This window comes from Anaerosporobacter sp., assembly GCF_031551385.1.
Lineage (GTDB): Bacteria > Bacillota > Clostridia > Lachnospirales > Lachnospiraceae > Anaerosporobacter.
Genome location: NZ_JAVBNS010000280.1, coordinates 1 through 19,679 on the forward strand (window position 1 = coordinate 1; position 19,679 = coordinate 19,679).

Here is a 19,679-nt window from a genome sequence, read left to right on the forward strand (position 1 = left end):
ATCCGCAGAATCTTTTGGATAAGGAATCGGAGTTCTTGACATATACATACCATATCCCTGCATATCCGTTGCAATTTTAATTCTTGCTGTATCTACTACTTCAACCGGACTTTTAATTAACGTCATTGCATTGGCAGCATAGAACACAGAGGAATCTGTCTCTGTCGGAAGTAGATAACGAATATATTCAGGCATCATAAGAGGTTCATCCCCGTTAATATTAATGTAGTAATCCGCTTCTAATTTTTCTGCAACTTCACCCAAGCGATCTAAATGTGTTGGGTGAGTATTCTTTGTCATAATTGTTTTAATTCCATATTCCTTGCAAACAGTTTCAATACGTTCATCATCAGTTGCAACATAGACTTCCTCTATCTCTTCTACCTTTTTAAACTGATGGTGAACCCACCATATCATAGGTTTTCCACAGATATCAGCTAATGGTTTTCCTTCAAATCGTGTTGATTGATATCTTGCAGGTATAATTCCAACTATTTTCATACTCTTAATTCCTCCATGTATTTTATCACTGCACATGCAACGCCATCTTCATCATTACTTTTCGTAATAAATTGAGCCATATCTAACACGGACTCGGCAGCATTTTCCATAGCAACTGATATTCCTGCAACTTCTAACATATCAAGATCGTTTTCTCCATCGCCAATTGCCATAATTTCTTCCACTGTAATATCTAATTTTTCCGCTAACTCTTGCAATGTTTTTCCTTTGTGAATTCCCTTTTTCGTGATTTCTAGATTGTGTGAAATACCACTGGAAAATTCACATTCAGAAAAAGGTTTTAGTTTTTCTATAAGTTCATTTCGAGTTTCTAAATCACTAAAAAACAGATTTATCTTATCTACTGGTTGATTGCTTGCAATAACAAAGTTTTTAAGATTATTAACACCATATCTTGTATTCGTAATATATTGACTAAATGAATTATTACCTACATAACGATTGCTGATAATTAATCGATCTTCTTCTGCGAATGCACCTCCATCGATAAATACATCAAACAAACAATCATATTCTTCTATAATAGCAAGCATACTTGCTACATATTTACTACTCATACCTTCAGAGTAAATAGAACATTTTTGTTTTACGTCCCATACATTAGCCCCATTAGCAGATATGATATAGGAAATATCAAGTTCCTTTGTAATGCATTCTGGAATCCCACTGATAATTCTACCTGTACAAGGAATTATCTGTATTCCGTTAGCAATTGCCTTACGAAGTACTTGTTTTGTATAAAGAGATAATTCCTTATCCGAATTCACCAATGTACCATCAATATCAATTGCAATTAGCTTTATTTTTTTATCACTCATATCATAAATATCCTTTCCAAAATGTAATTTACTTTATTCCTAACAATTGCTTGCCGCTGCAACTTCCTGATTGTATAATGATTTCGTCAAAAATGAAATCTTATAATCTTTTGCACGTTTCTTAATCTGGATTGCATTCGCTTCATTTTTCTTTGATAGTTCTTCTGGTTCTGATGAGCCAATGAATCTATCTTCACTATAATTATTTACCTGATTTTCACTAAATCCATCAAATCCAGCTAGTACAACGGATTTCGCAGATGTTTTAACAAGTAATTTCAAAACCATCATTCCCGCTTGATCTGATACATCCATAGAAGTATTTAATAATTCTGCATAGTTAACATATCTTACCTTTTGCTTTAGATTCATAAGATTGGACGTAAAGATTGCTTTCTTGTGATCAATACTCTTTTCGAGTTGGCGATATCTTCGTTCGTTGCTGATAAAGAATAAATCAACTTCAAACTTTGGAGTAGAATTTACAGCAATTACATAAGGATGCTTCTCTTCTATATACGTAGCAATTCTCTCATGCTCTTCCTTTATCGCCTTTCCTGTACCTATTACAAGAACTTCTTTTCCTTTCATCTCATTACGAAGTTGCTTTAGAACTTCTAAATCATCCACATTATGTTTTTGATAACTTTGATATAATGCTTCTATGTATTTTTTATCAAATAGAAATCTGCGCTCCATTGGAATCTCATCAAGAATGGTACTAATCGTCCGTACAGAAACAGTTTGTTTTGATAATAGATAGGACGCATAGTTTGGATGGCAATTCTTTGAAGACGCTAAAAAGTACGCAACGGAATATCCCCATGGACGTTGTATATAAATCGGCATCAAACATTCATCAATACATTCAAGTAGTGGTAATACTTCATACTCTGCCTTATAATTCGTATTCAAGTAATCTGTTAATAATTCCGTACACAGATTACCAGCACCTCTTCCCATTCCATAGATGGAAGTATCAATTAGAATGGTACGTGCGGTACAGAAACTTATCAAATCTTGCGCATTAGCAAATGACATCTGCAGATTGTTATGAGAATGCAATCCTAATGCAACGGATTGGTCAAGATTATTATCAAGAAGATATAGTAATCTTCTTACGTCGTTTTGGTACATCGTTCCTAATGTATCAACAAGGTAGAAAGCATGTGGCTTTAAATCATTAATTCTTTTAATTAAGTCCATCAATGTTTGATCTTCGTAATTCGCAGAACCTACTGGTTGCATAAATACTTGATAGCCTTTATCCATAAGAATATGTGCATAATAGAACGATTTCTCAATTTCATGTTGATGAAACGTTAGGCGCACTCCTTTAATTGGACTTTCCTCTGCCATTGACAACTTGATTGGATTGATTTCTTTCTCTCCAATTGCAATCATAGCGACATACAAGATAGATGGATCTGGATTTTCCAAAACAGTAGTAACCTCTTTTGTATCTGAAAACAAGGAATATTGCTCATCATAGATATGGTCGATTAAAAAGCCACATTCTATAATATCAATCTTTGCTGTTGTTAAACCTGTAATTAATGTCTTAATCGTCTCTTTACCAAAATGCCAATCATTCACGTATCCACCATCACGAAGGGTGCAATCTAATAGTTTTATTCTACTCATATAATCTCTTCTTTCTTTTTATTTTCTATCGTCTCAGATGGATGTTGCATTGCATATTCCATCGCCTTAATCTTTCCTTTGGCAATCTTTAACTCGTTGCATTCTTTCAGTTGATAATTCAATGTAGCTCCTGTATGTTCAAGTTCCCTAGAACCTTTCCAGTTATCCATTTTCTTTCTTATCCTTTCATCACTAAGATAGAGCCATATCGTACCAACGCATTCTACTCTTTCATCAATGGAGTTTATTACCTCATACTCAATCATTCGATACGCTTGTGGTACTAAGTCTTTCTTTAATAACAATTCATATGAATTTTCTTCATTCAGAAAAATTATTGTTTCAAATGTCTGCATATCATATGATGTAGATTCACTATTTGAATCTGATTTAATGAAAATATTATTCGCAGATACATCTTCTTCCTCAAAACTTATCGCAAGACCTTGCTGCTTCAAAAAGTATCTTAGGTATCCTTTCGCTATAGAATCCGTTATTACATGCTCCTCTGTATGTATTACTTGTAAGAAGCGAGAAACGATGTAATAGATATGAAGCCGCTCATAATTTGTCTCGAAGTCATTCCCAAAACACATCGTAGCTTCTGCTATATGAGATAGTCCATGGATTGATGTAGAATTAGGTGTGATACAAAGTGAAAATTTTGTAGTTTCTTGATTCTGCCCTTCTTCCCCTTTTAACAGGAACGGAAGCAGTTCACTTGGAACACTTCGGTCAACTACATGACATCCTGAAATAAGCTTCTTGTAATCAATCCATACATCTTTCGGGTGTGGTTTTACAATAATATTATATTCATAGCAAAAGTAATCCATAAGCAAGACTGTCATTCGCTCTTGTACTTCAATCTTTTGAATAACCAGTGTCGGTAAACGTTGTGACAAGAACAGTACATTCTTCTCTTCTTGCTTTATCGGATATGTGTCACATCCGTAAAGTTCTAACAATTGATTTACATCAGAGGGTTTCATCTGCAATACACTTTTATATATTGTGAAATCAATTGCTCTTGTATCATAAAAATTCTTATCTTGGCTTTCTAAATCACAGTAGAGATGTTTCACTATGCTACAACGTCCTACTCCGCCAAGATAATTGGATATAATATAATTCGTCTCATTAAGGTCACGAATAATTCTTAAAAATCGTTCCGTGTCTCCCATTATTCCGCTTGCATCTTCAAAATAGTTATAGGGAATCTTGTTCTTTAATAGATAAACTCCAACCGACCAATTGTCAGCAGCAACATAATACTCATCAAAATGTTTAAATCCTGGTTTGTACCAGTTCTCTAACGCATTGCATATATTTTGAATAACAAGCTCTATTTCTTCTTGACTACTTTCCTCTGTCAATTCAAATCCTCTTTGAAATCGAAAGTTCTTCTCTGGAACAATCCGTATATCATCAAACCAATCCATACGCTTTAATTTCTTAATAAATGATTGTAATTCTGCAGTTGGCAACATATATTCCACAATAAATAATGTTGCCTCTTCCTCTCGATGTATCGATAATTTATGAACAATACAGCATAGTGTATGGTATACCGTTGAAGCATGATATAAAATCATCCTCATTCCCCTTCCTGGAGTTTTTTATAGGTAATTGCGAAACTCAATTTATTTTGTGTAAGCTTCTTGATTCATGTTATTCCTCATACATTGCTTGATAATAGTCTTCTAGAACCGTGTATAATATCATTTTGCTAGATTTTTGAGTAGCTTCTGGCAGCGCAAATGCATAATCATCATTAAATATTCCCAGTAATACAGGCAGAGTTTCTTCCATTGTCTCTATTATTGTACTTATTATCTCTGCTTCTACCTCATTAAAATCATTGCTTGAATATATATTTCTATTTTCTCTACTTGCTTTTAATCCATCTGCAAATGTATTGGTCATAATATCTCCACCAATCGGATTCCATAATAGCAACGAATCGATGTCTCCACATTCTTCATCAATATAGCGAATAACTTCCTCTTGATCTCTAGGTTGCCTACACTGCAATATCTTAGGTATCATCGTATGTATGGTATCTTTTCCATCTAGCATACTTCCTATTCCAAGAGCATACATAATTCGCTCAACAGGAATTTTATTTAATCGTGGATATTGTTTTACTACATCTCTCCATTCGGCAGTTGTCTTCGGCTCATAACTAGCAAGTGGTGTCCACAACACGATTCTACAAGCTTCAAAAAACTTCCGATATAATTTCTCAAGTTCCGATTCTTTATCGTTAAGAATAATTACCGTTGCATCTAAAGCAATTGCCCTTTTTTGTACTCGTTCTAACAAATGAAAGAATATCGGTGCTTCCTTTAGGTACAACATCGTATAGTTCTTCTCAAACGGTCTTAATCCGCAGAAAAGATGCATCGCCATTAACTCCTTTTCCTCTTTATTAATGGTTGTCACAACATGCTTTGAAACAATGCGATCTGCATATTCACTTGTAGATGGATAATAAATCATCTTACCGTCTAGTTTCATATATAGTTTTTTGAATTTTGTATAATTCGAGGTTAGGAATATATATCGCTTTTCCTTATTACAATTCCTTTTTTTTGCTTCATACAATTCCTTTATCATCAACTCAAATGAAGTTCCTCTATCTGATGTGGTCTCAATGGCATGAAGTACAATTCCGGCTTTTTCACAAATGTCTGTATAAATCTTCTTGTCATAACATGTATCAATATATGTAGTAATACGAACAGCATTATACGCTACAATACTTAATGCTTTCGTTATATACGGATTTAATAGAATGGATTCATTATAGAGCTCTATTTCTTTATCTGGCAAAATTGCTATACCATAAAATACAGACATTTCTCTATATATTTGATAGATTGTTTTCATTTTAGAATCGTATTTTGCTCTTACCTTTGCAAAATCCTTTATTTCAAGATACGTTTCCACTTCATGATAAATCTCTTCCTTCGTCTTTTTCATAACATACAAACAGTTTTCCATATCCATTATCAAATCAGTATATCCAATAAATTGTTCTGCAAAACGAAACACTTTCGGCCTATTACTATAACTATCGATTCCCTCCTCAAAAGAAATTAATTCTTCCTGTAATACTTTTGTTTTGCCTTTAAAGCATAACCAATTAATCTGTATCAATTTAGAGAAAAAACGAATCGGATCTTTTTTGATTTTTTCTCTATTCTTATCAATATAGATTCTGCCATAATAGAGCGTATCCGCATCCCTTGATGTAATGAAACGATAACCAGTTTTGGCATACTTTTTGCTTATGTTTTTTACTTTTCGTAACATATACTCTCTCAAACAACCCCCATATAGATTTTAATCTCGTCCAAGTGGTATTGTAGTCCCAACCTAGGTATTTTTTAATTAGTTATATTGTATTGTACGAATGTTTATTCCTTATCGTGTTTGCGTTAACAAAATGTAATGTCTATGTAAATTTGGATAAATGTTTCTACACATTTACTACAATTTTTAGTAGCATGTTCTTTTCTATGCATTAAAAAAGCTCCTTACCTATATCTGGTAAAGAGCCTTGAACTATTCTAAGTTTGAAACTACTGCTTCATAGAAATCTTTATTTAATTTTTTCATATTAACTGGTCTGAACTGCTCGTTTACAAAACAATGCTCCGATTCGCCAACGGTTGTAATATCTTTTGAATCAAGCTTTTTAATCTCATAGCCGAGTATTAACTTAATTCCATTAAAGGATATCACCTTTGTCTCTATCTCAACACGTTCTCCAAATTTAATAACCGATTTATACGTACTACTTACAGCAAGTACTGGTGAAAGTATTCCCATCTCTTCCATCTTATCATATGGGTATCCTATCTTTGTTAAGAAATCCATACGCGCTTCTTCAAACCAACGAATATAATTAGAATGATGTACAATTCCCATCTGATCTGTCTCGTAGTATTTCACATCATGTATATAAGCCATTCTTTATGATTCCTTCTTTCACTGCTTTGGTTTAGATGTTGTTCTTAAATAAAATGCTTATCTGATTTGTCCATCTCCCATAATGATGTACTTTGTAGTTGTTAATGCAAGCAATCCCATTGGTCCACGAGCATGAAGCTTTTGTGTACTAATACCAATCTCAGCACCGAAACCAAATTCAAAGCCATCTGTAAATCTTGTAGAAGCATTTACATAAACAGCAGCGGCATCAATTTCATTCAAGAATGTCATAGAGTTTGCATAATCTTTTGTTATAATCGCCTCTGAATGCTTTGTATTATAACGGTTGATATGAGCGATTGCCTCATCAATATCATTCACGATACGTACCGATATAATCGCATCTAAGTACTCTGTTCCCCAATCTTCTTCCGTTGCAGCAACAAATTCACTACAAATAGCACAAGCTTCTTTATCACCACGAATTTCTACTTGATGTTTTGCCAATCTTTCTTGTATAAGAGGAAGTACTTCCTTCGCGATATTCTTATGAATAACAAGTGATTCGCAAGCATTACACACACCATAACGTTGTGTCTTCGCATTCTCGATAATATCAACTGCCATATTCATATCTGCCGATTCATCTACAAATATATGACAATTTCCTGTTCCTGTTTCAATAACAGGAATTGTACTATTCTCAACGATTGTTTTAATTAATCCTGCACCACCACGAGGTATCAACACATCCACATATTGATTTAAGCGCATAAATTCTGTTGCTGTTTCACGATCTGTCTTTTCAATTAATTGAATTGCATATTCACTTATGCCACATTGCTTCAATGTCTCTTGAATTACTTTAACAATCGCTTTATTCGAATGGATGGCATCACTACCACCACGAAGAATAACGGCATTACCTGTTTTAAAGCAAAGTCCAAATGCATCTGCAGTTACATTAGGTCTTGATTCATAGATAATACCTATTACACCAAGTGGAACTCGCTTTTGACCGATTTGAAGACCATTAGGTCTTACTTTCGTAGAAATCACTTCACCAATTGGATCTTCCAAACCTACAATTTGTTCTAATCCAACTGCCATTCCATCAATACGTTCTTCTGTAAGACGTAATCTATCTACTAATGATTCTTTCATTCCATTTTCTTGTGCATTTGCAATATCAATTGCATTTGCTTCTATTAAATCTTTCGCATTCGCACGTAATGCATTCGCAACAGCAACTAGAGCTTCATTCTTCTTTGTTACTCCAGTACGATTCATAAAACTAGCAGCTTCTTTTGCCTTAACACCAATCTCTTCTAAATAACCCATGTGAATTGCCCCTTTCCTATATCTGAATTTTGGTAATGTTTATACACTTATTTTACTTTGATTGCTTCTTAATTTAAAGTGAGTCTCATCATTACTTATCAGTAATAATACCATCAATTTTTTCATCGAAACTTTCTATTTCAATATGTTCAAGCACCTGAAAATCATATGCAAATGCAATCTTTAGTCCAATTCGTTCAGAATTTTTATGAATATAGCAATCATAATATCCACCACCATATCCTATACGGCCTCCATCTTTATCAAATGCAAGCCCAGGTACTATCATTAGATTTGATGAGGAATTCCATACCTCACTCTCACTTACTGGTTCACAAGTGACAGGTTCAAGAATTCCAAATTCCCCTTCTGATAGCTGATTCAAACTTGTTATCTCATAAAAATCCATTGTACCATCTATTATCTTGGGGACTGCTACTCGCTTCTTATCTTCTAATATGCGTGGAATCATTCCTAGTGTATTCACTTCTTGATTATAAGACACATATAGATAGATATTTTCAGCTTGTTTATAAAATGGTTGTGAAAAGAATCTCTCTGCAATTTGATTGCTTCTTATCTGAATCTCTTCTTTCGATAGATTCTTCTTTAATTCTTTGATCTGTTTTCTGATTTGTGCTTTGCTTTCCATCTCGAATCACCATTTTCTTTTTATTAACGTGCAATTAATGTTTTTTCTTCTTTGTTAATGGTGTTATTGTCCCATCTTCATTTTGAATAGAGATGTTATCAAGAGAACTTTGAAGGTCTGCCCTTACTGATGCAATATATTCACTACGAAGCTGTGCTTGCTCCTTCTTCTCTTCTTCTGTTAATCCTACTTCTTTCATTTTCTTATATAATTCATTTATTCTTTTAATTGATAAATCATCCATCTTGCTTACATCCTCCTGTAATTCTTTATGAGCGATATTGGTTTGTCGATATATATTCTATCATGTCAAATTCATCATTCTTTTGTTGTTTGAATAATGTTCCAATCGTTTTGCCTTCCATGATACTATTGATAATACTAACTTTTTCACCATTCGCTATTACCATATCTGCACCAGAATAGGTTGCAATCTTAGCCGCAGATAATTTGGTAGCCATTCCACCTGTTCCAACACTTGTAGAAGAACCTTTTCCCATAGAATATAATTCATCTGTCAATTCCTCTACTACATCAATAAATTCCGCATCTGGATTTTTACGTGGATCATCTGTATATAGACCGTCAATATCTGACATTAAAATTAATAAATCTGCATCAATTACAGAAGCAACAATTGCAGACAAGGTATCATTATCACCGATTTCTAACTCTAACTCATCCGTACTTACTGTATCGTTTTCATTTACAATAGGAATTACTCCATAGTTTAATAGTTCTTCAAATGTATTTCTTGCATTTGCTCTACTTTCATCATTAATCATTGTATATTTTGTCATCAAAATCTGGGCGGGAACTTGATTATACTCCGCAAAAAGTTTTTGATACACCATCATTAGTCTTGCTTGACCAACAGCCGCACATGCTTGCTTTGTCTTTGTCTGTGTGGGCTTCTCCGTAAGACCTAACGTTTTACGTCCAACAGCAATCGCTCCTGAAGATACTAATACAACATCCTTACCTTGATTTCTAAGGTCTGTTAATACACGAACCAGTTGTTCCATCTTCTTCAAATTCAAGCTACCAGTTGTCGGATGAGTAATTGTTGATGACCCTATCTTAATAACAATTCGCTTTTTATCTTTTAAAAACTCTCTTTTGCTCATTCTAATACAATTCCTTCCGCCATAGTTTTATGTATAATTATCCATAATACCACATTGATGAATTACTCGCAACTCAAATCTTAACTACGATATCTATGCACTATCATTTCATATACTTTAATCCCATCCATTGCTGCGGATGTTATTCCACCAGCGTAGCCAGCTCCTTCTCCACATGGGTAGACTCCAGCGATATTTGATTCAAATGTTTCTCCTCGTGTCATCTTAACTGGTGAGGATGTTCTTGTCTCTACACCTACTAAAGTTGCATCTGGTTTATGAAATCCATGAATTTTCTTATCAAATGCATGTACGCCTTCAATAATTGATTCACATACATAATCAGGTAAGCAATTTCTGATGTTTGCCAATGTATATTCGCCTTTTAAATTTGGTGTCATGCTACCAAGTTTTGTACTTGGTCGATTTGCTTCAAAGTCTTCAAACAATTGTACAGGTACTTTCCCTTGTCCTTCTTCGTAGGCAAGATGTTCCCATTTTCTTTGGAATTCCATACCTGCTAATGGAGAGTCTCCGTCAAAGTCTTCTGGATTAACCGTTACAATAATTGCACTATTGGCATTCTTTTCAGAACGATCATAGTTACTCATTCCGTTTACAACTAATCTTTCCTCTTCACTTGATGCATTTACAACGAATCCACCTGGGCACATGCAGAAAGAGTATACTCCTCTTCCATTGCTTGTCTGGTGCGTAACCTTATAGTCCGCCGCTGGTAATTTCGTATAGCTATCACCATGTTGAGAACGACTTACTAGTTCTTGTGGATGTTCCATACGAACACCGATTGCGAAAGGCTTACGACTCATATCGAATTGTTTCTTATATAACATCTCGAAGGTATCTCTTGCACTGTGACCGATTGCTAATACAAGAACCTCACAAGATATATTCTCACTTTCATTTACTTCTATTGATACTATTTTTTCATTTTCAAATTGAATATCTGTTAACTTTGTATTAAAGCGAACTTCACCACCAAGTTGAATAATACGGTTTCTCATATTCTTTACAACATCACGTAAACGATCTGTTCCGATATGTGGTTTATTAAGATATAGAATCTCTTCTGGCGCTCCATGTTCAGTAAATACACGAAGAACTTCCGTATTTCTTCCTGTAACATCTTTTACTAATGTGTTCAACTTACCATCCGAGAATGTACCTGCACCACCTTCACCAAACTGAACATTTGACTCTGGATTTAACTTATTATTCTTCCAAAATGCATTCACTGTTTCAACACGTTTATCAACTTCTTCACCACGTTCAATTACAATTGGTTTAAAACCATCCTCTGCAAGTTTTAACGCACAAAAAATCCCCGCAGGCCCTGTTCCAACAACAACAGGACGATGCTTCATCGTTTCTGTACCATCTTTAACTGCTTGATAAACAACATTTTTGGCAATTACAACATTCGGATTTTTACAACGAGCAACTATTTTTTGCTCATCTGCAATATCAACTTCAATAGAATAGATATATAATATCTCATTCTTCTTTCTTGCATCGATAGAACGCTTTGCTATTCTATATTTTTTGATTTGTTCTTTTGATACTTTTAGTGTCTTTGCAACTTTATCTTCTAGCAACTCTTTTGAGTGCTCTATACCTAACTTTAATTGGTTTATTTTTATCATTATTGATTCTTATCTCTCTTTCATGGTTTTTTATGTTCTTTATGTTTTATAGGTTTTTTGGGAGTAATTTTTCTAAAATCAGAGCAATTCTATTTGTCTGATATCCCCACCCTATACTGATTGACTACAAAAGCGAAACCGCATCTGTTTCGATGCGGTTCTTAATATCCCCTGCATTATAGTACAGCAACGAAGAAGCCATGAAAACGTAGTCAAGTTTTGCACTATAAACATTTAATAATACATTAGAAGTTAAACTGTCCAAAATCAATCTCAAAATCATCATAAATGTTTACTTTGATTTTATCACGAAAAGTATAGGTAACTGGTGAAAATACATCTTCACGGAAGTCATATACCGTAACACTTTGTTTCGTGGGGTTTATTATCCAGTATTCTTTTATCCCAGCTTCTTGATACTTAATAGATTTAACAAAATAATCTTTACGTACCGTACTAGGAGATGTTATCTCAACAACCCAATCAGGAGCACCATAACAACCTCGCTCTTTAATGATGTCAGGATTGCAGATAACACTTATATCGGGTATAAAGCACTCTGACTCATCTCCATTGAGAAATATATCAAATGGAGCGGCAATAGCCATACACTTGCCCTTTTTTGACTTAATATATTCATTAATAGCGAAATGCAATTCACTGGATATGAGTTGATGTGTTCTGCTAGGTGATGCCTGCATATAGAGTGTACCGTCAATCAGTTCTGCACGTTGTCCCTCTGGTAGGTTATTGATATCATCTATAGTAAAAATTCGTTCCTCTGGTAATGGCATCATGCACGTCCTTTCTTTCTCTCAAAAAAGAGAATATAAAAAACAAGGTTGTGTTGTTACTTATTTCTCAAATCTAAAAATCTATAGCATTGTCAAACGTGTATTCAACAATATTGCCTAAAGTATACCATGTTTTAATCCAGTGGTAAACAGTAAAACTGAATACTAGAGTGTGTTCGAAACACGCTATTACTGTTCACATGCAATATCTCGCAAGGTAGTTTTGATGAGCGTATCGAGGCGAAAGTCACAGAAAAACCAAGAATTGCAATCACAAAATTTATTTCAACGTAGCAGACTTTCCAGCTATGTATCCCGTTGACCATGCCCACTGCAAATTATAACCACCACAGATTCCATCAACATCAAGCAATTCACCAACTACATACAACCCTTGATGTAGTTTAGACTCTAGTGTAGTCGCTGTAATCTCTGCTGTATCTATACCACCCGCACATACTTGAGCATTCTCAAAAGAATTGGTATCTGTAATCGTTACTGAGAATTGTTTCATCATTTTTGCTAGCTTACTAATATCAAGTGGTTGTTTATATCGCTTATCCAATTGTGATAGTAACATCTGTATTAATTTTTGATTCAGTAAGCCAATCAATGCTTCCTCTGTTGTTTTATGTAAAGATGCATTGATTCGTTGTTTGAGCAATTCCTCAAGTTCAGATAATTCTACTTGTGGTAAAAAGTCAATTACAACTTGTACTTGTTTTTTATCTAATAAAGCTTTTGCAGCATATCTACTGATTTGGAAAACAGGAATTCCAGAGATTCCATAGTTCGTCAACTGCAATTCTCCTTCTTCTGATGCAACTGCCATCCCATCTACAAATATCTGTAATCTTGCATCGCATCGAACCCCTGCCACCATCTCGAAGAAATCGCCCTCTGCTTTTAATTGCACTAATGCAGGGACAACAGGAACAATGGTATGTCCTAGTTGTTTTAATAGATAATAACCGCTTCCATCGGAACCAAGTTTACTTGATGCCATACCACCTGTAGCAACAATTACTTTTTTGGCTTGATAGCTATTTTTGTACGTGTCAACTGTGGTAAGCTTCTCTCGTTTATTTTTGGATATATTCTTACTATTTGAAGCTTTCTTATTATTGTTTTCATTGCCTTTCTTTGTTTCTGTAACGGTCACCAATGTATCAATTTGATATCCATTATCAATCGGTTTGATATCCTTCACGTTTTCATTATATCGTATATCAACTTGCAGACGCTTTAATTCCATCATTAAAACATCTACGACCGAGGAAGCTTGTTCACTATTCGGATATAGATAGCCATTCTTTGATTTTGGATAGATTCCAAGTTCCTGAAAGAATGCAATCGTATCCTTTTCATTAAAATGTGAGAATACCTCCTCAATAAAAGAAATATTCTCACTTCGATAACATTCCATGGTTTGATGTAAATTTGTATAATTACATTTTCCATTGCCTGTAGCTAATATTTTCTTACCTAATTTTTCTTTATGTTCTAGAATGGTGACGCTTGCACCATTCTTAGCGGCAGAAATTGCTGCTACCATACCAGCAGCTCCACCACCGATAATTATGATTTCTTTCTTCATGCAGTTCCTCCTGCTTGCCATTTTGCTGCCAAAAGCATTGCTTATTGTAATGATATCTGGACTATGTCCTTCAAATTATAATTATGCGTAGCTACAATTTATCTAACTAGAATACCCTTCTAATATCGTATATAATTCTTGCTCGTCTTTTATATAAATCCCATCATATAATTTATCAATTTCTTCTTGTGGTAAATCTTTTGCTTCAATATTGGTATATTCGAAAACTGTTTTTTTATCACTTCGAAAAACTGTTATAAATCCATTTTGAATCACCATATAGAACTCATATGGAATCATCTTACTGTCATAGCTTTTTTTCATTACAACTTTATTTTCAGAAAAAGACTCCACTTCAAAAGATACAAGTCCTTGGTTTTGTTCCTCAACTGGAATACTTTGCATATAACGCTCGCAATAGGAAATCAAATCTTCTCTTGTGTAACCAAGTAATTCTTCTTCTATATTCTGACTTGCCGATGCTATTGTGTCTGTGGTTATATCATAGCTTTCAATAACCAGATTAGTAAACGGTGTTATTGTGTCAATCTTCACTGTATCAACAGTTGCTGCAAGCTCTTGTTCTACAACAGTATCATTCTTTACGGATAATAGATCCATCTCATTTGCCTTGCTATTGAATTGTTTAAGTGCCATAGAATAACTAAGATAAAAACATAATGTAAATACAATCGTTAACGCAAAAAAACTACTGATAATAACATATATCCTTTTCATGTGTATTCACTCCTTTGGATATAGTTATTACCAGTTTTATTCAAATTATACAATTATGTACAAAACAAAACGACTTTGCAAAAACAAATTTATAATACGTGCAACTTCTTTAATACATTTACAATCACATGACCTTTTGGCAATCCATTTAATTCATCTTCCGTGATACCTTTTAACAACACTAAGAATACGAAATAAACAAACGCTGCTAAGCCTATGGATAAGAATGTTGCAATCGCATTGGAATGAACAAGAAAATGAATGCCTTTATATCCCCAGAATGCAACAAGTCCCATTACGAAAGATGCAATCGTAGGAACAAGAAAACTCTGTAGTAGTTCCTGTTGATAGTTTAGTAACCTTCCTATTGAAATCCAGTTAAGTATACATACCACTAATGGAAATGTAATATTACCAATTACAAGTGCATATACGCCCATGTCTGTATAGTATAGTAATGCCGCCACTATGACAACATGTATTGCAAGTGAAATTGCTGAATGCTTTACTGGAATACTCATCTTATTAACACCTTGTAATACTGCATTACTGATTGTCGATAATGCATAGAATACAATGGCAATCGAGCCCATCGCCAATAGGCGAATTGCTAATTGTGCGGAATCTTCATCGTTTGTCTGAAACAACATATTTAGTATCGGTTGAGCCAATACCGTCATACCAACAGCAGATGGGATTGCAATAATCATATTAAACTTAATTGCAATATGTATCTTTCGTTTAACTTCTTTATTTGCCCCCTGCACACGTGCTCTAACAATTGCTGGCACCATAGAAGCTGCAATTGCAGATGCAATAGCTACAGGTACATTAACTAATAAACTATACTTCGAAGAATAGATTCCGAGTAATGCCGAATGTTGCTCAGAAGTAAATCCTTTTATCGTCATAATATTTCCGAATATCGCATTATCTAACAATCCACTCAACTGGTAAACTGTTTGACTAAGAATTACAGGTGCAATTGTTAAAAGCAACAATTTATAAATTGTTGGATAATCTTCTTCATGAGATAAGGTATCTCTTCTAACTTGCTTTTTGATAATTGGTCTATAGGCAAAATAAACAAAACCTAAAAATACTAATGCTGCACAAGAACCAATAACAGTACCTAATGTACCACCAGAGGCACCATATGCTGCAATACTTGCAGAAGCACTGTTTGCCACCATAAAATTATACGCCGCAAATACACTGACAAATGCATTTACAATCTGCTCTAACAATTGTGATACACTTGTTGGCATCATTGTGTTCTTTCCTTGAAAATATCCACGGAGTGTACCAATAATAGCCATTAAGAATATATTCGGTGCTACCATTCGAAGAGGTATCGCACTTCTAGGGCTCTTAAATATCACTCCTGCGAAGAAATCTGCACCAAAGAAAATGATTAAGGATACAACTAAACCTGATGCACCAGCAACAATTGTTGCTGCTTTAAAAACACGATATGAATTTTTATGTTCTTTCTTTACACTATATGCCGCTACTAGTTTTGATACTGCTAGTGGCATACTGTAAGAAGAAACAATCAATGCTATGTTGTAGACAATAAAAGCATTAGAATAGTATCCCATTCCTTCGTCACCAATGATATTCGTCATTGGAACACGATATAACAAGCCAATAATTCGACTTAGTAACGAAGCAATAGCGAGAATACTCCCCTGTACAATAAAATTATTCTGTTTTCTTTTTGCTGTATTACTCATATTTTGCTCCTATCATTGGTAAACTATTGTGATGCCTTATCTGAAAGAACTACATCGCTTTGACGATCTTGTGGAAATATAGCGATATATGTCTTTCCTGGATTTATGGTAAGAATGTTACCCTCCTCATCATAGTAATGCATCTTTTTTGTAGATTCATTCTTTTGCCATGTTATAGAAACTGCTTTTCCATTTGTTATGTAGTAACCACTTCCTGATGAATTCTCAATATCCATTGTTTGGTAGCCATTCTTGTCAATATTCCACTCTTTCACAAATTGAACAATAATATTTTTGAAAGCTAATTGCTCTTTTGTATTATAATCAATATGTTTGCTACCAAATTGATAACGATAATACAATTTATCTTCACTATTATATTCCAAGTAAGGACTTGTGTAGTTAGAAAACTTCAATGTTACTTTGTTCGCAACAGTATCACTTGTCAAATCCGTATCCTCTTTATAAAACGTAAAGTGATTTTCAAAATCTTCTTTATATTCTGTACGATATTTTAACTTTTCAGTACCTTTTTTAATACCTTCTGCACTTGCAAATGCATTATGTGGTGCTTTGATTGAATTATCACGATAATAAACCGTTGTTCCAATTCCGGTTAATCCACTTAAATTATCAATACCTAAACTTTTAATCTTTGCAGTTGCATATTTTGTTTCACCATAATGAACATAAATAGCATCGTACTCATCAGCAAAACTAACATAATAATGTCTCGCACTTCGTACTGAACCAATTCGATTTGTTGTAAGTTCCTCAAAAATTCCCATTAATCTTGTGATACCACCTTCTACGATTGCTTCATACAAAATCGCAGCTTCTGATGTTCCACTTTGAGGAGATGCGTATTGAATGTTATTAAACATAATCGCATAAGGACGTTTTGTTCCAATTTCTTCAGCAACCCACTCTCCTGTTAGCTTGCTAAGCACCATACCTTCATGTGTTTCCTCTTCTACTACAGGCTCTTCCTCTGGTTCTTCTATAACTTCAATTTCTTCTGGTTCTATTACTTCTTCCTTTATAATCTCTTCTGGTTGATTTTCTGCTTTCTTCTTGCAACCAACTAATAAAAGTGCAACAAGAAGTAACATTATCAGGCTTTTGTATTTTTTCATCGTTTTACTCCCTTATAATTCCCAGTTTATTCAGTATCTCATTCTGTTTTTCTTCCATTACGATACGTTCTTCGTCTACCATATGGTCATATCCAAAGAGGTGTAACATACTATGTGCTGTTAAGAATGCCAGTTCTCTCTTTGTTGAGTGCCCATAACTTTCAGCTTGTTCCATTACCTTTTCAACCGAGATAACAATATCACCAAGAAGCAATTCCCCTGAATCCGGATTAAAGTAATAGTCGGGTTCTTCTTCCTCTATCGCAGAGAAATCAGCTGGTGTTTCATATTCTATCATCGGAAATGATAATACATCGGTTGCTTTATCTATTTGTCTGTTCTCTGCATTAATCTGACGTATCGACTCATTATCAGTTAACACAACACTTATCTCAATTTCATATGGACATTCTTCATAGTCAGATGCCATTTCTACCACATTTGTTATGATACTCTCATAATCAAGGTTTAATGGTATCTCTGTCTCATACTCAAAATTTATTGTCATTCTTTTGACCTTACCTTTCTGGGCTTTTTCTTATAGTTGTCGTGTCTTCTTTCTTCCTCTGTTTTGTATGCAGATCTGCTTCCTTCTTGTCCATAGCGATTCTCCCTCCCAGTTGTCTGCACTTTCGACTCATAATCATCATATGCCTTAACAATCTTCTGTACAAGTGGGTGGCGAACAACATCTTGGCTTGTTAAATAGCAAAAGCCAAGGTCATCTACTTTCTTTAGTACTTTAATCGCATGATCTAACCCTGATTTTTGCCCTACCGGTAAATCCTTTTGCGATAAATCACCTGTTATAATAACTTTAGAACCAAAACCAATACGTGTTAAAAACATCTTCATCTGTGCTGGTGTTGTATTCTGTGCCTCATCTAATATAATAAATGCATTCTCGAGTGTACGACCTCTCATATAAGCCAACGGGGCAACTTCAATCAACCCCTTCTCCAAATTCCTTATATAAGTTTCTGCACCCATAATTTGATACAAAGCATCATATAACGGTCTTAGATAGGGATCAACCTTGCTTTGTAAGTCTCCTGGTAGGAAACCTAACTTTTCTCCTGCTTCAATAGCAGGACGAGTCATAATAATCTTGTTTACTTCATTGTTTTTAAATGCTGTAATTGCCATCGCCATTGCTAGATATGTCTTACCAGTTCCCGCAGGACCAATACCAAATACAATCATCTTTTTGCGAATCGCATCAATGTATGTCTTCTGACCAATTGTTTTTGGTTTAATAGGCTTTCCATTAATCGTATGGCAAATCAAATCTGTATCAATATCAACGATAGCTTGTTCCTTATCATCCATGCCAAGAGCAAGTGTATAATTCACTTGCTGCTCTGTTATCTCATTTCCTCTTTTTGAAAGCTCCAATAACTGAGAGAACACACTCTTAGCTTTGGCTACTTTACCATCTTCACCAATCACCTTTAATGCGCCGTCTCTTGCTACAATTGTTACATTCAATGTTTTCTCTATAATCTTTATATAAGAGTCAAACTGACCAAATATATTCTTCGTATGTTCTACTGGTATATCAATCATTGTTTCCACTATACTCATCGGCCTCTATATTCCTCCACTCGCTGTCATCTATTGATCGATAGTCCGTTGCATCTTCTTCGACAATAAGTTTTCCAGAAGTTACACATTTCGAACCCTTGATCTCTATTTTAACATTATTTTCTAAAATTGTAACCCCATTTTCGATTAATTTATCAATATAGAGTTGCAACTTCTCATTCGCTATCTGGTTTGCTTCTTCTTTCGTGTAGGTAGAAGGAAGCAATTCATATTCCTTGTAGTAAGTAGTTGTAAATGAAATAGGTAAATAAAAATTCTTCCCTATCCTTAATTTTTTATCATTGTCAATTATATCATACTTCGTATAGACTTTAAAAGGACTATATAAAAATATTTTATTTTCATGAATTGACATACTGTAGGATT

At 34.3% G+C, this 19,679-nt stretch carries 19 protein-coding genes; all 19 read right to left on the bottom strand.

Annotated elements, in window-relative coordinates; translation table 11 throughout:
* The coding region (locus tag RMR19_RS20830; protein ID WP_310605431.1) for a cytidylyltransferase domain-containing protein at positions 1 to 501 on the bottom strand (501 nt) is incomplete at its 3' end.
* The gene (locus RMR19_RS20835) at positions 498 to 1,340 is read right to left on the bottom strand and encodes a Cof-type HAD-IIB family hydrolase (RefSeq protein ID WP_310605432.1); all 843 of its coding nucleotides are present in this window, start codon (positions 1,338 to 1,340) and stop codon (positions 498 to 500) included. The genes RMR19_RS20835 and RMR19_RS20830, both read right to left, overlap by 4 nt.
* 39 nt (positions 1,341 to 1,379) lie before the next feature.
* Positions 1,380 to 2,984 (bottom strand): aldolase catalytic domain-containing protein, encoded by a 1,605-nt coding sequence (locus RMR19_RS20840; RefSeq protein WP_310605433.1) that lies wholly within the window; start codon positions 2,982 to 2,984, stop codon positions 1,380 to 1,382.
* Positions 2,981 to 4,579 carry a hypothetical protein gene (locus tag RMR19_RS20845; protein WP_310605434.1) on the bottom strand — a complete coding sequence of 533 codons (1,599 nt, stop codon included), beginning with the start codon at positions 4,577 to 4,579 and terminating at the stop codon, positions 2,981 to 2,983. The genes RMR19_RS20840 and RMR19_RS20845 overlap by 4 nt, the downstream gene beginning before the upstream one ends.
* 76 nt (positions 4,580 to 4,655) lie before the next feature.
* Complete coding sequence (locus RMR19_RS20850) at positions 4,656 to 6,314, bottom strand: hypothetical protein (RefSeq protein ID WP_310605435.1); 1,659 nt, start codon at positions 6,312 to 6,314, stop codon at positions 4,656 to 4,658.
* A 240-nt stretch (positions 6,315 to 6,554) separates the two neighbouring features.
* On the bottom strand, positions 6,555 to 6,962 hold the full coding sequence (locus RMR19_RS20855; protein WP_310605436.1) for an acyl-CoA thioesterase: 408 nt from the start codon (positions 6,960 to 6,962) through the stop codon (positions 6,555 to 6,557).
* Between the two features lie 57 nt (positions 6,963 to 7,019).
* Positions 7,020 to 8,264, bottom strand: a complete 1,245-nt coding sequence (locus tag RMR19_RS20860; RefSeq protein ID WP_310605437.1) for a glutamate-5-semialdehyde dehydrogenase — start codon at positions 8,262 to 8,264, stop codon at positions 7,020 to 7,022.
* A 91-nt stretch (positions 8,265 to 8,355) separates the two neighbouring features.
* Positions 8,356 to 8,916 carry a 5-formyltetrahydrofolate cyclo-ligase gene (locus RMR19_RS20865; RefSeq protein ID WP_310605438.1) on the bottom strand — a complete coding sequence of 187 codons (561 nt, stop codon included), beginning with the start codon at positions 8,914 to 8,916 and terminating at the stop codon, positions 8,356 to 8,358.
* Positions 8,917 to 8,950: 34 nt separating this feature from the next.
* Positions 8,951 to 9,160 carry a DUF896 domain-containing protein gene (locus tag RMR19_RS20870; RefSeq protein ID WP_310605439.1) on the bottom strand — a complete coding sequence of 70 codons (210 nt, stop codon included), beginning with the start codon at positions 9,158 to 9,160 and terminating at the stop codon, positions 8,951 to 8,953.
* A 25-nt stretch (positions 9,161 to 9,185) separates the two neighbouring features.
* Complete coding sequence (proB, locus tag RMR19_RS20875) at positions 9,186 to 10,043, bottom strand: glutamate 5-kinase (RefSeq protein ID WP_310605440.1); 858 nt, start codon at positions 10,041 to 10,043, stop codon at positions 9,186 to 9,188.
* An 80-nt stretch (positions 10,044 to 10,123) separates the two neighbouring features.
* The gene (locus RMR19_RS20880) at positions 10,124 to 11,707 is read right to left on the bottom strand and encodes an NAD(P)/FAD-dependent oxidoreductase (protein WP_310605441.1); all 1,584 of its coding nucleotides are present in this window, start codon (positions 11,705 to 11,707) and stop codon (positions 10,124 to 10,126) included.
* A 245-nt stretch (positions 11,708 to 11,952) separates the two neighbouring features.
* On the bottom strand, positions 11,953 to 12,501 hold the full coding sequence (locus RMR19_RS20885) for a Uma2 family endonuclease (RefSeq protein WP_310605449.1): 549 nt from the start codon (positions 12,499 to 12,501) through the stop codon (positions 11,953 to 11,955).
* 280 nt (positions 12,502 to 12,781) lie between these two features.
* On the bottom strand, positions 12,782 to 14,098 hold the full coding sequence (locus tag RMR19_RS20890; protein ID WP_310605442.1) for an NAD(P)/FAD-dependent oxidoreductase: 1,317 nt from the start codon (positions 14,096 to 14,098) through the stop codon (positions 12,782 to 12,784).
* A gap of 102 nt (positions 14,099 to 14,200) precedes the next feature.
* Positions 14,201 to 14,836 carry a BofC C-terminal domain-containing protein gene (locus tag RMR19_RS20895; RefSeq protein WP_310605443.1) on the bottom strand — a complete coding sequence of 212 codons (636 nt, stop codon included), beginning with the start codon at positions 14,834 to 14,836 and terminating at the stop codon, positions 14,201 to 14,203.
* Positions 14,837 to 14,925: 89 nt separating this feature from the next.
* Complete coding sequence (locus RMR19_RS20900; RefSeq protein ID WP_310605444.1) at positions 14,926 to 16,572, bottom strand: putative polysaccharide biosynthesis protein; 1,647 nt, start codon at positions 16,570 to 16,572, stop codon at positions 14,926 to 14,928.
* 23 nt (positions 16,573 to 16,595) lie between these two features.
* The gene (locus tag RMR19_RS20905) at positions 16,596 to 17,708 is read right to left on the bottom strand and encodes a DUF3048 domain-containing protein (protein WP_310605445.1); all 1,113 of its coding nucleotides are present in this window, start codon (positions 17,706 to 17,708) and stop codon (positions 16,596 to 16,598) included.
* Between the two features lie 4 nt (positions 17,709 to 17,712).
* A complete protein-coding gene (gene ybeY / locus RMR19_RS20910) occupies positions 17,713 to 18,216 on the bottom strand; it encodes an rRNA maturation RNase YbeY (RefSeq protein WP_310605446.1) in 504 nt (167 codons plus the stop codon).
* Positions 18,213 to 19,292, bottom strand: a complete 1,080-nt coding sequence (locus RMR19_RS20915; protein WP_310605447.1) for a PhoH family protein — start codon at positions 19,290 to 19,292, stop codon at positions 18,213 to 18,215. The genes ybeY and RMR19_RS20915 overlap by 4 nt, the downstream gene beginning before the upstream one ends.
* Positions 19,267 to 19,679, bottom strand: a 413-nt coding sequence (locus tag RMR19_RS20920; RefSeq protein ID WP_310605448.1) for a sporulation protein YqfD, incomplete at its 5' end; no start/stop codon positions are given. The genes RMR19_RS20920 and RMR19_RS20915, both read right to left, overlap by 26 nt.